13 protein-coding genes are annotated in these 12,907 nt (G+C 47.3%); all 13 read left to right on the top strand.

The features are described 5' to 3' along the window. The first annotated feature begins 103 nt into the window (after positions 1-103). The 13 genes from ctaG (at position 104) to PAT3040_RS32980 (ending at position 12,840) form a co-directional block, all read left to right on the top strand. Positions 104-1,012 carry a cytochrome c oxidase assembly factor CtaG gene (ctaG, locus tag PAT3040_RS33040; RefSeq protein WP_087566181.1) on the top strand — a complete coding sequence of 303 codons (909 nt, stop codon included), beginning with the start codon at positions 104-106 and terminating at the stop codon, positions 1,010-1,012. Positions 1,013-1,074: 62 nt separating this feature from the next. Beyond that, positions 1,075-1,536: a DUF420 domain-containing protein gene (locus tag PAT3040_RS33035; RefSeq protein WP_181376993.1), complete on the top strand. Its 462-nt coding sequence runs from the start codon at positions 1,075-1,077 to the stop codon at positions 1,534-1,536. 6 nt (positions 1,537-1,542) lie between these two features. Beyond that, complete coding sequence (locus tag PAT3040_RS33030; RefSeq protein ID WP_108996011.1) at positions 1,543-2,601, top strand: acyltransferase; 1,059 nt, start codon at positions 1,543-1,545, stop codon at positions 2,599-2,601. A gap of 217 nt (positions 2,602-2,818) precedes the next feature. Next, on the top strand, positions 2,819-3,541 hold the full coding sequence (locus tag PAT3040_RS33025; RefSeq protein ID WP_108996010.1) for a hypothetical protein: 723 nt from the start codon (positions 2,819-2,821) through the stop codon (positions 3,539-3,541). A gap of 23 nt (positions 3,542-3,564) precedes the next feature. Beyond that, a complete protein-coding gene (locus tag PAT3040_RS33020) occupies positions 3,565-3,969 on the top strand; it encodes a GntR family transcriptional regulator (RefSeq protein WP_108996009.1) in 405 nt (134 codons plus the stop codon). After that, complete coding sequence (locus tag PAT3040_RS33015) at positions 3,966-4,910, top strand: ABC transporter ATP-binding protein (RefSeq protein ID WP_108996008.1); 945 nt, start codon at positions 3,966-3,968, stop codon at positions 4,908-4,910. Before PAT3040_RS33020 ends, PAT3040_RS33015 begins: the two co-directional genes overlap by 4 nt. After that, positions 4,907-5,809, top strand: coding sequence for an ABC transporter ATP-binding protein (locus tag PAT3040_RS33010; RefSeq protein WP_108996007.1), 903 nt, complete (start codon positions 4,907-4,909; stop codon positions 5,807-5,809). Before PAT3040_RS33015 ends, PAT3040_RS33010 begins: the two co-directional genes overlap by 4 nt. Next, the gene (locus tag PAT3040_RS33005; protein WP_108996006.1) at positions 5,802-7,109 is read left to right on the top strand and encodes an ABC transporter permease; all 1,308 of its coding nucleotides are present in this window, start codon (positions 5,802-5,804) and stop codon (positions 7,107-7,109) included. Before PAT3040_RS33010 ends, PAT3040_RS33005 begins: the two co-directional genes overlap by 8 nt. Positions 7,110-7,167: 58 nt before the next feature. Further along, positions 7,168-7,650 carry a small multi-drug export protein gene (locus PAT3040_RS33000; RefSeq protein ID WP_146200626.1) on the top strand — a complete coding sequence of 161 codons (483 nt, stop codon included), beginning with the start codon at positions 7,168-7,170 and terminating at the stop codon, positions 7,648-7,650. Positions 7,651-8,027: 377 nt separating this feature from the next. Continuing rightward, positions 8,028-8,795, top strand: a complete 768-nt coding sequence (locus tag PAT3040_RS32995; protein WP_181376992.1) for a sialate O-acetylesterase — start codon at positions 8,028-8,030, stop codon at positions 8,793-8,795. A 486-nt stretch (positions 8,796-9,281) separates the two neighbouring features. Beyond that, positions 9,282-10,235, top strand: a complete 954-nt coding sequence (locus PAT3040_RS32990; protein WP_108996004.1) for an ABC transporter permease — start codon at positions 9,282-9,284, stop codon at positions 10,233-10,235. A gap of 11 nt (positions 10,236-10,246) precedes the next feature. Then, positions 10,247-11,134: a carbohydrate ABC transporter permease gene (locus PAT3040_RS32985; RefSeq protein WP_108996077.1), complete on the top strand. Its 888-nt coding sequence runs from the start codon at positions 10,247-10,249 to the stop codon at positions 11,132-11,134. A gap of 89 nt (positions 11,135-11,223) precedes the next feature. After that, entirely contained in the window at positions 11,224-12,840 is a 1,617-nt protein-coding gene (locus PAT3040_RS32980; protein ID WP_108996076.1) for an extracellular solute-binding protein, read from the top strand. The last annotated feature ends 67 nt before the right edge of the window (positions 12,841-12,907 follow it).

The raw sequence follows: 12,907 nt of genomic DNA, 5'->3' as shown, positions 1-12,907 counted from the left end.
ATTGAAGAGAGGAGGGTCCCAGTCAGCGGGTCCCTCTTCTTTCCGTAAGATTGGCATTTCTTGCCGTTCGGGTATGCTGTACAGGAGAAAGGAGCCTTCCAAGATGTTTGGCTTAAACGAATACTTCACTTTTGAGCAATTATGGTCGCCCATGTTTCTATTCGGAGTTATTGCGGTGGTCATTCTGTATTTCTATTTGATAGGACCTTGGAGAGAGAAACATTTTCCGCAGGAGCCGACTGCGACGACGCTTCAGAAGATGCTGTTTATCGGAGCCGCGTTATTATTTTATTTGGCGCAGGGCGGTCCTCTTAGCCTAATGGGTCACTTGACGTTTACCTATCATATGGTGAATATGGCCATTTCGTATTTGATTGTTCCCCCGATGGTCCTGCTTGCGCTGCCGGCTTTTTTATGGAGGAGAATGTTTGGAGCCCCATTCTGGAAGAAGCTCTCCTTCTTGATGCATCCGATCTCCACTCTCGTTTTGTTTAATATGTTATTCTCGCTGTACCATGTGCCGCTGATCCATGATTATGTGATGACGAACTTCACGGTTCATCGTCTATATTACGCAGCTCTGTTCATTACATCCTTTATGATGTGGTGGCAAGTCGCTTGTCCTGTTCCGGAGTGGTCGAAATTAACCGATCTCAAGCGAATGGCCTACGTATTCGCCAATGGCGTATTGCTTACGCCAGCATGCGCGCTTATTATCTTCTCGCCTGGTGACTTGTACGCAACGTACAACGATCCAGAAGTGTGGGTAAAGGCGATGGGCTATTGTATCTCAGGCGATACGAGTTACTTGTTGACTCAATATGGCGGTCCGGAATTTTTTAACCTGGTTGGTTCCGAAAATGACCAGCAATTGGGCGGGATCGTCATGAAGCTTGTTCAAGAGCTGATGTACGGCCTCATTTTGGCGTATATCTTTAAGCAATGGTTCAAGCGCGAGCATACGGAAGACGATGATTTGCCGAATCCTAATCCGAATCCAGGCGCGGTTTAAGGGCCTCCCCGGAGATCCCATTATCAAATCCTATTGACTATTGACGCATGGAGTGGATGACAGTGGACTTGAATATTTTAATGCCGACCGTCAGCACCTTTTTTATCGTCTTGAGTGCGACGCTCGTGGCATTTGGTTGGCGGCTTGCGGTTAAGCGCAAGCTCGAGCAGCATCAAAAGATGATGGTGAGTGCAGCGATCGCGGCCATTTTGTTTTTTATTATTTATGCCTCGAGAACCTTTATTATAGGCAGTACGCCATATAACGGGCCCGATGGCCTCAAGCCTTTTTATCTGGTATTTTTGTTGTTCCATATCACGCTGGCAACAGTGGCCGCCGTATTCGGCATAACGACGATCGTACTCGGCTACAAAAAGAAGTTTGCGAGGCACCGCAAGCTGGGCCGATTTACTTCGATCATCTGGTTTATTACGGCCATTACAGGCACAGCCGTCTATTCGATTCTGTACGTGCTTTACCCGGCGGCCGATGCCAAGCCGTTGTTCGAAGCGATCTTCGGTTAAAGGGCTATGTCAAACAAAAAAGCCAATATTGTCGAGATTCATTTCGTGCGCGCCATTGCTATCATTGCCGTTGTATTGATCCACGCGACAGCCACGCCCCGTACGGAGGTGCCATGGGGCAGCTTGTCGGCCCCTTTCTATTATGTCGCGAATAGTTTAAGCATGTTCGCCGTACCGCTGTTTCTCATGCTGAGCGGCCTGGTGCTCTTCTATCGTTATCATGACGACTGGAGTATGGGGCAGGCGCTGGCCTTCTATAAGAAACGGCTAAAGTTTGTCGTGATTCCCTATTTGGTCTGGTCGGCGTTCTATTATTTCTTTAACCGGATCGCCTATCGCCAGCCGCTCGAATTCGATCCCGAGCTGTTCCTCAAGATGTTGTTGTGGGGGGACGCAAGCTATCACTTGTATTTCATGTCGATTATCATTCAGTTGTACTTGATATTCCCCTTGCTGATGGGGCTCGTACAATGGCTAAAGCTTAAAGCATGGCATATGGCGGTGCTGGCCATCCTGATCCAAAGCGTGTTCCTGTACATCCATCACGAAGTGTATTTGTTCGAACATAAGGCGACATTGATCTGGAATTACTTCGCTGTATTCGGCATTGGAGCCGCCATTGGAATGCGTTATGGCAAGTTCGCGGAGCGCTGGAGACATGTGGCATGGACAGGACCTTTGGCCTTGCTGGTCGGGTTCATGTATTTGTTATTCGTGTTTTCGTCGCAAGCCGGCGCGATCTACCCGATGCCTGCGTACATGATTATGTACAGCCTATATGCTGTGTTAATCGGGATCAGCCTCATCTGGGGCGGCAAAATAATGGTGGATCAAAAGGCTCGTATTCTCCCCTGGCTGATGGCCCTGGGATCAGCCTCATTCGGTATCTACTTCATTCATCCGGCGATCCAGACGGTCATGGGCAAGCTGTTTAAACAGGAGCTTGGCAGCGCCTACTACCATGTATATGTCATCTCGCTGCTTGTCACGATGCTTGGACTATCTTTCGCCATTGTCTATCTCACAAGAAAGATCAAGCTGTCCTGGCTGCTTTGGGGCAAATGAAAATGCCGCTATAACCTTTATTTTGGTCGTTGCAAACGACTGGAGTAGAGGTTTTTTTGCTGTGTACAAAGAATTTTAGTTTTTTCGTCCCAGTGCTTGACAGCCACTGTTACCGTGAATATACTGTGTATATAGATATATACAGTACATAAACACAGTCGCTTGAGCGGCATTTTTAGCAGTTAGAATGATGTTGGGTTCGGGAGGCAAGAGAATCATGGGGAAATGGAAGGGCGCTTGGTTCTTGGTAAGAAGCGAGTTGTTGTGGGCAAGATGGAAGTTCATCATGCCGGTGCTGTTCGTCGGAGTGATGCTATTGTTCATGGTGCCGTTCTTCAGTGACGGGCTGAACGGGGAAGCAGCAGTATTCTCCTACTGGGGTATCGACTTGTATGCGCTGCTGTTGTTTCCCTGTCTGGGAATGATGGGGACGCAGGCTAATTTTTACTGGAAGTCGGATATGTATACGAAGAAGCTCGAAGTTTGGAGGACATTGCCGATATCGCTAGGACAGATCGCACTCGGCAAGTTCTTGCTTTACCTGACGGTGTCGCTGCCGTGCATGATCCTGTTTTTTACCGGCTTTTATTTCAGCGTTCATTTCATAAATCCCAGCTTCGAGTTTCAAGCGTTCTTGCAATTTGCGATCTTCTGGATATTCTACACGATGGTTGCGGGTTTCTTGTACTTGTACGTAGAGATCGGCTACAAAGGGAAAACCTACTTCTGGTATTGCATGCTGCTTACTTTCGGAGCGATCGGAGCGTTGGTCGGCATTACGATATGGACGAAGGAAAGCGTGTTGGTCAACAGCTACAATACGGTGCTTAACGGCGGATGGTGGCTGCCGACCGGGGCAATTGCGATCTCGGCCGTCTGCATCCCGCTAGGACTTCGGAGTATCGAGAAAAGATTAAGAGAGCGCGACTTATCCAAGTGAAGGAAAAAGGCGGGTGAAATCAAGTGAGGCTGCCCATCCAAATTAACGAACAAAGCGCGGAACCGTTGTATCATCAAATAAAAGTCCAGCTTAGAGCGCTTATTGTAAGCGGCCAGCTTGAAGAAGACACCTTGTTACCTTCCATCCGGGAACTGGCCCAGACAGTCAAATGCAGCGTCATTACCGTCAAGCGGGTGTACAGCGATCTGGAGACGGAGGGACTGCTCCGAACGCGGCAAGGCACCGGCACTTATGTGGCCAAGGTCGGCGAACAGGAGCGCGACAAACATCGGTTGTCCGTCGTAATCGAAGCGCTGGACCAAGCCGTCGCAGCCGGCAAGCGGGTGCAATGCTCGGAGGAGGAGCTCGAAGGGCTGTTCCGCGAAGCGGTACGCAAACATTACGATCCGGGAGGAGAACAATCATGAGCGATTGGAAGGCGGAAACCGCGATTTCATTCGAAAACGTATCGGTGCGGAAATCGGATTTCGTGCTGGGGCCGACAACGCTGGACATTCCAAGCGGTTATATTACCGCCATCGTCGGACCGAACGGAAGCGGCAAAAGCACATTGTTCCGCATGGCGCTGGATCTGGCAAAGCCCGATCATGGCAAAGTGACGGTGCTTGGCCAAGAAATCGGCAGCGGCGACGATGATGCGCTCAAGCAGCATATCGGTTATGTCCCCGAGGAGCCCTATGCTCATGAGTCGAGGCTCAAGGGGAGCGACAAGGCAAAGATCAACGGGTTCTGGTACAAGGGATGGGATCTGTTCCGCTATCAGGAGCTGCTTCGTATCCTTCAGGTTAATGATCATCAGCTGCTTGGCGATATGTCCAAGGGAATGAGAAGGAAGACGGAGTTGGCGCTCGCGCTGGCTCACAACCCGGAGCTGCTGCTGCTCGACGAACCTTCTTCCGGACTTGATCCGTTGGCCTGGAAGATCATGATCGATCTGCTGCACCGCCATATGGATCAAGGCGACCGCACCATATTAATGACGAGCCATATCGTGGACGAAGTGAAACGGCTGGCGGATTTCATCGTATTTATGGCGCAAGGCAAGGTGCTGGGGTTCTACGAGAAAGACGAATTATTTTGCAGTTGGTTCACTTATTATGTCAGCGGCGAAGGAATCGACGCCAGGGATCTGGCCGATATGCCTGGTCAAACCGGCATTGAGTTCGCGGGAATGCACACGTTTCGCGTCACCACAGGTAAAGCGCAGGATGCCGAAGCCTGGTGTACGGACGCCGGACTTACTGTCGTAAGCAAATCCGCGATGGAGCTGGATGAAATTATGGCGGCTCTGCTGCATGGCATCGGGCTGGAAACAAAAGCAAACGAAGCGAGGGGATTGAGAAGATGAAGCCATTAGTGGTGGAGAACGTAACGAAGCAATACGCGGACAAAACGGCGGTAAACAACAACTCATTCGAAGTGGGCGAAGGCGAAATCTACGGCTTGCTTGGCGCAAACGGCGCCGGCAAAACGACGACGATGCGGATGGTGCTGGGACTGATCTTTCCCGACGAAGGAAAGATTTTGTACAACGGCAAACCGTACAGCAATGAACAGCTGAGCAAGCTCGGATACTTGCCCGAGGAGCGAGGCCTCTATCCAAAGGTGAAGGTAAGCGACCAGATCATTTATTTGTCCCAGCTTCGCGGCATGTCGAAAGGCGATGCCGATCGCAATCTCAAGTACTGGCTTGAGAAGTTCGAGGTTCCCGAATACTACAACAAGAAGGTCGAGGAGCTGTCTAAAGGGAACCAGCAAAAAATCCAGTTTATCGCGGCGGTAAATCATAAGCCTCAGATCGTTATTATGGACGAGGCGTTCAGCGGACTTGACCCTGTTAACGTAGAGCTGTTGAAATCGACCGTCAAGGAGCTTCGCGATTCCGGTACGAGCATCTTGTTCTCGACGCACCGCATGGAGCATGTCGAGGAGCTGTGCCGCAATATTACGATTCTTCATCGCTCAAACACGGTGTTGAAGGGCAGTCTGAAGGAAATCAAAAAGCGGTTTCCGAGAGAACGGGTAATATTGGGCACGGATAATGCAATCGGCGGCATCGAAAGAATAGCCGGCGTTACCGGCGTCACGAGGACAGAACAAGGCTACGATATCCAGATCTCGATGGAGTCGGCAGGGGCGGAAATTTTGAAGCTGGCGATGGAGCAAGCAAACGTGAACCATTTTGAAATCAAGGAACCGACGTTAAACGAAATCTTTATCCGAACGGTGGGTGATCGTCATGAATAGTTTCTGGACGGTAGTAGGGTTTACGATCCGCAATAAGGTCAAAGGCAAGGCATTTGTTATTACAACGCTTATTATCGCGCTAGTTATCAGTATCGGCATTAATCTTCCTTATATCATCGAGCAGTTCGACAAAGGCGATAAAGCAACAAATGTGGGCTACGTCCAGATGGCGGGCGAGGATAACCAGTCCACGGGCGACAGCTTAAAGGCTTTCTACGAAGCGCAAGAGAATCCGAGCATTGTTATGGTGCCGTTCGAGGACCAAGGCGATGCCGCAGCAAACGAAAGCATGCTCAAGAAAGCCATCGAGGACGGAGAAATCAAAGGATATCTGGAATTCGGCACCGAGCTGACGGATAACGGATTCCCGGTTATGACTTACAAATCCGAGAAGCTGATGGAATTCAGCATGACGGAATCGCTTCAAGGCTCGTTGATCCTCATTCGCCAGGCGAACATTCTTAAGGATGCGGGACTTTCGAACGAACAAATGGCACAGCTATCCGCGCCGATCAAAATTGATACGGTCCAAATCTATACGGGCGAAGGCGGCAATGAAGGATCTGGCCGAACGCCGCAAGAGCAAGGCGTAAATATGGGCGTCGTCTACGTGATGATCATCTTCCTCTTTATGGCCATTATGACCTCCGGCAATATGATAGCTTCGGAAATTACGGCGGAGAAGAGCTCACGCGTTATGGAAATTCTGATCACGAGCGTCTCGCCGCTCAAGCAGATGTTCGGCAAAATCTTCGGCATGTTCGTCGTCGTCATCATCCAGGTCGCCTTCTACATCGCGGTTATCCTGGGCAACGCGTCCATGCCGCATAACAAAGGCGCGCTTGGCAATCTCGACATCGATCTGTCGCTTGTGGATCCGCTTCTGATCATCTATGCCGTACTGTTCTTCTTTACAGGTTTCTTCCTGTTCGCGACACTGTACGCAGCAGTAGGTTCCATCGTCAGCCGGACGGAGGATCTCGGGCAAGCGGTAATGCCAATGACCTTTATCTCGCTTGCCGGCTTCTACATTGCGATTTTCAGCATCAGCACGCCGGACAGCATGCTTGTCACCGTTACATCGTACATTCCGTTGTTCTCGCCGTTTACGATGCTGCTCCGTTTGGGATTGACGGAAGTCGCGATGTGGGAGACGCTGCTATCCTTCGGCATCCTGCTCGTCTCGATCTACGTGTCGGTATACGTCTCGGCTAAAATCTACCGCACGGGCGTGCTGATGTACGGCAAACGTCCTTCGTGGAAAGAGATTCGTAAGGCTATGAAGGCTTATAAGATTTAAACATCGCCATTGTAATCGATGGTAGTAAAGGTATGACTTGGAAAAGGATGATGACAAGTTGGAACAATTTTTGCAGCAGCTGCAAGATTCAAATCCGATATTACAATTCTTTGGGGTTATGATTGTGGGAATGATCCCATTCATCGAAGGATACTTTGCAGTACCTGTAGGGATTGCGATCGGGTTCCCAGCAGTGTTGACGATCGTAGCAGCAATCGTCGGGAACTGGATTTCGGTTATGGTTGTTATCCTGGCTAGTGATCGCGTTAGGCAGTGGCTGCAAAGAAGAAAACCTTCTGAACGTAAACAAGAAAAGCACAATAAACGTCTAGAACGCGGGCAGAAGCTATTCCAAAAGTACGGTGTTCCCGGAGTGTCGCTTCTAGGTCCTTTGTTGATAGGAGATCATATCGCGGCTTTAGTTTGTATCGCATCGGGTGCATCGAAACGATATGTGATGATTTGGCAGACGATTGCCATAGTAGTATGGGCTGTTGGAATGGGGATTCTGGTGTTGTTAGGAATTAATGTTGTAAAGTAGTTATGAAGAAATATCGGATTATTCGGATTTGAAATGAACCCAAATTGAATCCAGGACGTCTCAAAAAGCATGCTTTTTGAGACGTGTTTTTTTTCCTGGTTTTTACGTTTCAAAATGCCATGATTTGAATAATGAAACGTTTCCTCTTATCTAAGTAAATTTTGAGACGATTATCATGGAGGAATAGTATGAAGCTTAAATATGGCAGGGTTTTGGCTAAGGATCAGAATCCAGAACGGCAGTTCGTCAAGTTTCGGGAATAGTTTTTTATTGACAAGAAGAGTGGTAAGAATTTCGAAAGACCAATAGCTTTTCAAAAAATTAGATATAACTTATATTAATGAGATAGAATTTTCAGAGGATGGTGGTAATAAAGAATGATCGACGTCGATTTAGTCATGTTCATGGGACAATCCAATATGGCTGGCAGGGGGACTGCTGCCGATGCGCCTGATGTACCAAGTGGATTTGGTTATGAGTTTAGGGCGATATCTGACCCGACTAGGCTATACCCCATAAAAGAACCATTTGGAATAAATGAAAACAATGCGATAAGCGGTGTTACAGAATCAATAAAAACGGGTTCAATGATCTCTTCCTTTGTTATAGGGTATTACAAAATTACACAACGTCCAATTGTTGGTGTATCGTGTTCCAAGGGAGGAACCTCAATCAACTTATGGCAGCCGAAGGGGGCATTTCTAAACGATGCAATTGCAAGATTTAATGCGGCCAATAATTGGCTCACGGCAAACGGCTATACGATAAAAAATAAATTCATGGTTTGGTGTCAAGGTGAGACGGATGGTGATAACGCGATGTCAGAGGGAGAGTATACAATCAAGCTTAAGACAATGGTTGATGGCATGATAGAAGCCGGCCTCGAAAGCTGTTATATCGTTCAAATCGGAAACCATCGAGATCATACAACGCTTTATGCTCCAATTATTCAGGCGCAAACAGCTTTTTGCAATACATACGAGAAAGCGGTTTTAGTCTCTACCAAATTTTCGGGAATGGCGGCAGCTGGATTGATGAAGGACCCGTTCCACTACACTCAAGCTGGCTATAATATAACTGGCACTGATGCTGGTAATAATACGGCGGTTCATATTACTACAAGAAATATTGAAAATGCCCCCTAAAGGTATTTTCTTGTCAACATTATATGAAGTATGGATGGTCGCACTCTCATTGGCGACGCTTAAGTTCTAATTAAACAAGAGCAATCTGATTAAAGGAATACCTATAAGTAGAATGATTACTAAAGCATGAAACCCCGTCGACCTCGGCGGGGTTTCATGTTTTTTCAGCGGTTTCCTATAGCATGCTCAGGGAGCAGTTCATTTTAGATCTTTCGGCCTAAAAAACTGCCTTCCTTATACCTCATATTGTTTATTCTTTTATTATTAATTAGTCGTTTAAACTTTAAAAGCCTTTCCGATGACCGAAGACTACTGAGCTTAAAACCCAGTCATACCAAGGCTTTCGGAATTCGGAATATGTGCAAGAAAAGAGTCTATTGTCCCATAACGTACGGCTCTCGTATAGTGTGGTTAGTCGACTTGGTCCTGAACATCAGTGAGCAAGCCAACAGACTGATACACAACATAGAGAGAAGGGCTGAGCGAATGGATCGGAGAGCGACACCTGCACCAAACAATTCTCTGCCGTTAGTAAAACGCCGGCAGGCAACAGGGATATGGAAGGATTACCAGCTGTATCTTTTGCTCATTCTTCCAATCGCTTATTTTATTCTATTCAAGTATGTACCGATGTACGGTGCCGCCATTGCATTTCAGGATTACAGCATTTTTAAAGGCGTAACGGGCAGCGAATGGATCGGTTTTGAGAACTTCAAGGAACTGTTCAGGATGAGTCAGTTTTACGAAGTCGTTCGAAATACGTTAATGCTAAACTTCCTGGATCTTGCATTTTCATTTCCAGCTCCCATTATTCTAGCTCTTCTTCTCAATGAGTTGAGCGTAGTCTGGTTCAAAAAGAGTGCGCAGACGCTTCTCTATTTACCGCATTTTATTTCATGGATTATTATTGGTGGTCTAGTGTACCAAATGTTCTCCAATCAAGGCGGTCTTGTCAATAACGTGGTGAACGCTCTCGGATTCGATTCGATTCCATTCCTGACAGAGAAAAATCATTGGCTGCTTGTGTATCTAGGTACGGGCATATGGCACAGCGCCGGGTGGGGTACAATCATTTATTTGGCAGCTTTGACCGGAATTAGTCGAGATTTATATGAAGCTGCGGACGTTGACGGCGCAGGTCGACTGAAAAAAATGTGGCATATTACACTTCCAGGTATTCGTCCTACGATTGTCGTCATGTTAATTATGCAACTTGGTCATATTATGACGATTGGTTTCGAACGGCCGTTCGTTATGGGTAATGCCCTTGTTATGGATTATGCTGAGGTTATCAGTACGTTCGTTTATAAAGCTGGCTTACAGTCCGCGCAATTCTCACTTGCGACAGCAATGGGATTGTTCCAAGCCTTGGTCGGACTTGTGTTCGTTGTTATAGCTAACTCCATTGCCAAGCGCTTTGGAGAACAGGGAATATGGTAGGGGGCGAGAGCATGACAAATACAAGCACAGCAAAATTAAAACGAATTCGGTTATCGGACATTGCGATCATGATCATTGTTGGGATAGCCATGCTTATGTGTTTGGTTCCGTTCCTGCATATTATCGCCGTTTCGCTCAGTTCAAAGCAAGCGATTATATCCGACCAGGTGACGATTTTTCCAGTGGGATGGGACTGGGAATCTTATAAAATTGTATTCCAGGACGCCAGGATGCTGCGTTCAATGGGTATTACGATCGTTCTAACGGCTGTATATACCGTGGTCTGCATGATCATGAGTATATGCGCGGCTTATCCGTTAACCAAGCGCCAACTGAAAGGTCGCTCGTTTTTTATGATGATCATCGTCTTTACGATGTTTTTCAGCGGCGGGTTAATTCCGGATTATTTGCTAATCAAAGAATTGGGGATGCTGGACAGTATGCTTTCGCTTATTTTGCCAGGCATGATTAGCGCGTTTAACTTGATTATTTTGCGTTCTTTCTTCACTTCGATACCAGAAAGCTTGGAAGAATCCGCCTACCTGGACGGTAGTTCGCATATTGGAACCTTGATTCGAATTGTGCTTCCACTTTCGCTTCCCGTTCTGGCGACCCTAAGCTTATTTTACGCTGTATCCAGATGGAACGGATTTATGGATGCACTGTTCTATATTAGCAATTCCGAAATGTACCCGATTCAATTAAAGCTGTATCAAGTCGTCATGAATAGCATGGTTACCGATCTGACCGCTCAGGAAGGCGCCATTGCAACGGAAGTCATGCCTGAGGGACTCAAAGCGGCCAGCATTATGTTCGCGACGGTACCCATACTAGTCGTTTATCCTTGGCTGCAACGCTACTTTGTATCCGGCGTTATGGTTGGCGCGGTTAAAGGTTAGAATGCCGTTACATGATTTTGGTTTATCCCTTTGCTTCGCAAAAGGTGATAACATATAGCAAGGCACATTATCGAAAAGGGGATTTGTACATGCAAGTAAAACTAAAGAAATGGTCTGCAACATGGATAGCCGTTATGCTCCTCGCGACACTGCTGTCGGCGTGCAGCGGTTCGAACGGGAACAACAATGCTACGGATTCTGCCTCTCCGGAGAGTACGTCAGGTGCCAGCAAAGAGAAAGTTACTCTTAAAGTCGAAGTATTCGACCGCGGTAATGCACCTGCTGGTGCCGGTCCCGTTACCGACAACTTCTGGACGAAATGGATCCAAGAGAACTTTGGTGATCCCAACAATATTAAGCTGGAATTTGTGCCTGTTCCTCGTAACCAAGAAGTTGATAAGTTAAATGTGTTGATGGCTACAGGGGATGCTCCTGATTTAGTATTTACTTATGACATGAATACGATTTACAATTACGTGAAAGACGATGGCCTGACCGATCTAACTTCGCATATCGAGAACGCGCCTAACTTGAAGCAGTTCCTTGGCGATGATGTTCTGAACTACGGGGTATTCAATGGAAAGCAGTACACTATCCCGGCGAAGAGACCTCTTCAGTTCACGCAGTCAACCTATATCCGCAAGGATTGGCTGGATAAGCTGGGACTGCCGGTTCCGACAACAACCGAACAATTCTATGAAACGTTAAAAGCGTTTAAAGAGAAAGATCCTGGCCAAACCGGTGGCAAGGTCATTCCTTATGATTTCAGCGCGATCAACGGAACTTCAATTACGACGCCGTTCGTATTGGTCAATTCCTTCGTGAAGAAGATGACGGACGAACAATTTTATACCTTGACCACGTCGAGTCATATACCGGAAATTACGAAGCCTGGCTACAAAGAAGGCGTGCTTTATTTGAACAAGCTAAATCAAGAAGGTCTTATTAATCCGGATTTCGCTTTGGACAAAGACGGAAAACAATTCGAAAGCGACATTGCCAACGGCATCGTCGGTTCGTTCACTGCGCTTGCCGCTCATCAAAACCTGATGTCGCCGGGCAAAGTGTTCGATACGCTCAAGCAGAACGTTCCGGGCGCAGAATATATAGCCATTGATCCATTCACGGACGAAGAAGGCAAGACACCTAAATCGATTTACGATCCTATCGGTATGCATATCATGATTCCGAAGACAAGCAAACATGCAGCAGAAGCTATTAAGTACTTGGACTGGATGGCCCAAGAGGACGTTCTCTTTACCCTTCAGAACGGCATGGAAGGGGAGCATTACACACTGGAGAACGAATTCCCGAAAGCGATTGCCACGGACGAAGCGAAGAAGACGTTCTACAATAACAACGATATCGCACTTATTGCGAACGGCAAAGACTTTGGTTCTACTGATAAGAATATTGAGGCTGCTGCTTATGCATTCCCTGGTTATGAGGAAGTCGCTCAGCAATCAATCCGAAACGCGCTTAAAGACGGTTATACGATGCCGCGCTTCGACCGTCCAATAGAGGCAGAGATTAAATATGGAAATACGCTTAAAGAGAAAGCCTATGAAACCATAGTGAAAAGTGTCCTGGCCAAACCGGACCAATTCGACAAGATCTTTGATGGAGGCGTAGCCGAGTATATGAAGCTTGGCGGCCAAGCGATTCAGGACGAGCGTCTGGCGGCTTATCGAGAAATGGAGAAATAAGGATGTCTAGGCAAACCCCATTTAAATCGATGGGGTTTGCCCCTATTTCTATGGACAAAAGGATGGA

Origin of the sequence: Paenibacillus agaridevorans (assembly GCF_003112455.1) — a bacterium.
Lineage (GTDB): Bacteria > Bacillota > Bacilli > Paenibacillales > Paenibacillaceae > Pristimantibacillus > Pristimantibacillus agaridevorans.
This window is presented reverse-complemented; position numbering and strand designations above follow the sequence as displayed.

Bases quoted from the DNA above. Each gene is read 5' to 3' on its own strand.
- PAT3040_RS33010 (WP_108996007.1), top strand. From the start codon at position 4,907: ATGAAGCCATTAGTGGTGGAGAACGTAACGAAGCAATACGCGGACAAA.
- PAT3040_RS32990 (WP_108996004.1), top strand. From the start codon at position 9,282: ATGGATCGGAGAGCGACACCTGCACCAAACAATTCTCTGCCGTTAGTA.
- PAT3040_RS33025 (WP_108996010.1), top strand. From the start codon at position 2,819: ATGGGGAAATGGAAGGGCGCTTGGTTCTTGGTAAGAAGCGAGTTGTTG.
- PAT3040_RS32985 (WP_108996077.1), top strand. From the start codon at position 10,247: ATGACAAATACAAGCACAGCAAAATTAAAACGAATTCGGTTATCGGAC.
- PAT3040_RS33030 (WP_108996011.1), top strand. From the start codon at position 1,543: ATGTCAAACAAAAAAGCCAATATTGTCGAGATTCATTTCGTGCGCGCC.
- PAT3040_RS32980 (WP_108996076.1), top strand. From the start codon at position 11,224: ATGCAAGTAAAACTAAAGAAATGGTCTGCAACATGGATAGCCGTTATG.
- PAT3040_RS32995 (WP_181376992.1), top strand. From the start codon at position 8,028: ATGATCGACGTCGATTTAGTCATGTTCATGGGACAATCCAATATGGCT.
- PAT3040_RS33005 (WP_108996006.1), top strand. From the start codon at position 5,802: ATGAATAGTTTCTGGACGGTAGTAGGGTTTACGATCCGCAATAAGGTC.
- PAT3040_RS33015 (WP_108996008.1), top strand. From the start codon at position 3,966: ATGAGCGATTGGAAGGCGGAAACCGCGATTTCATTCGAAAACGTATCG.
- ctaG (WP_087566181.1), top strand. From the start codon at position 104: ATGTTTGGCTTAAACGAATACTTCACTTTTGAGCAATTATGGTCGCCC.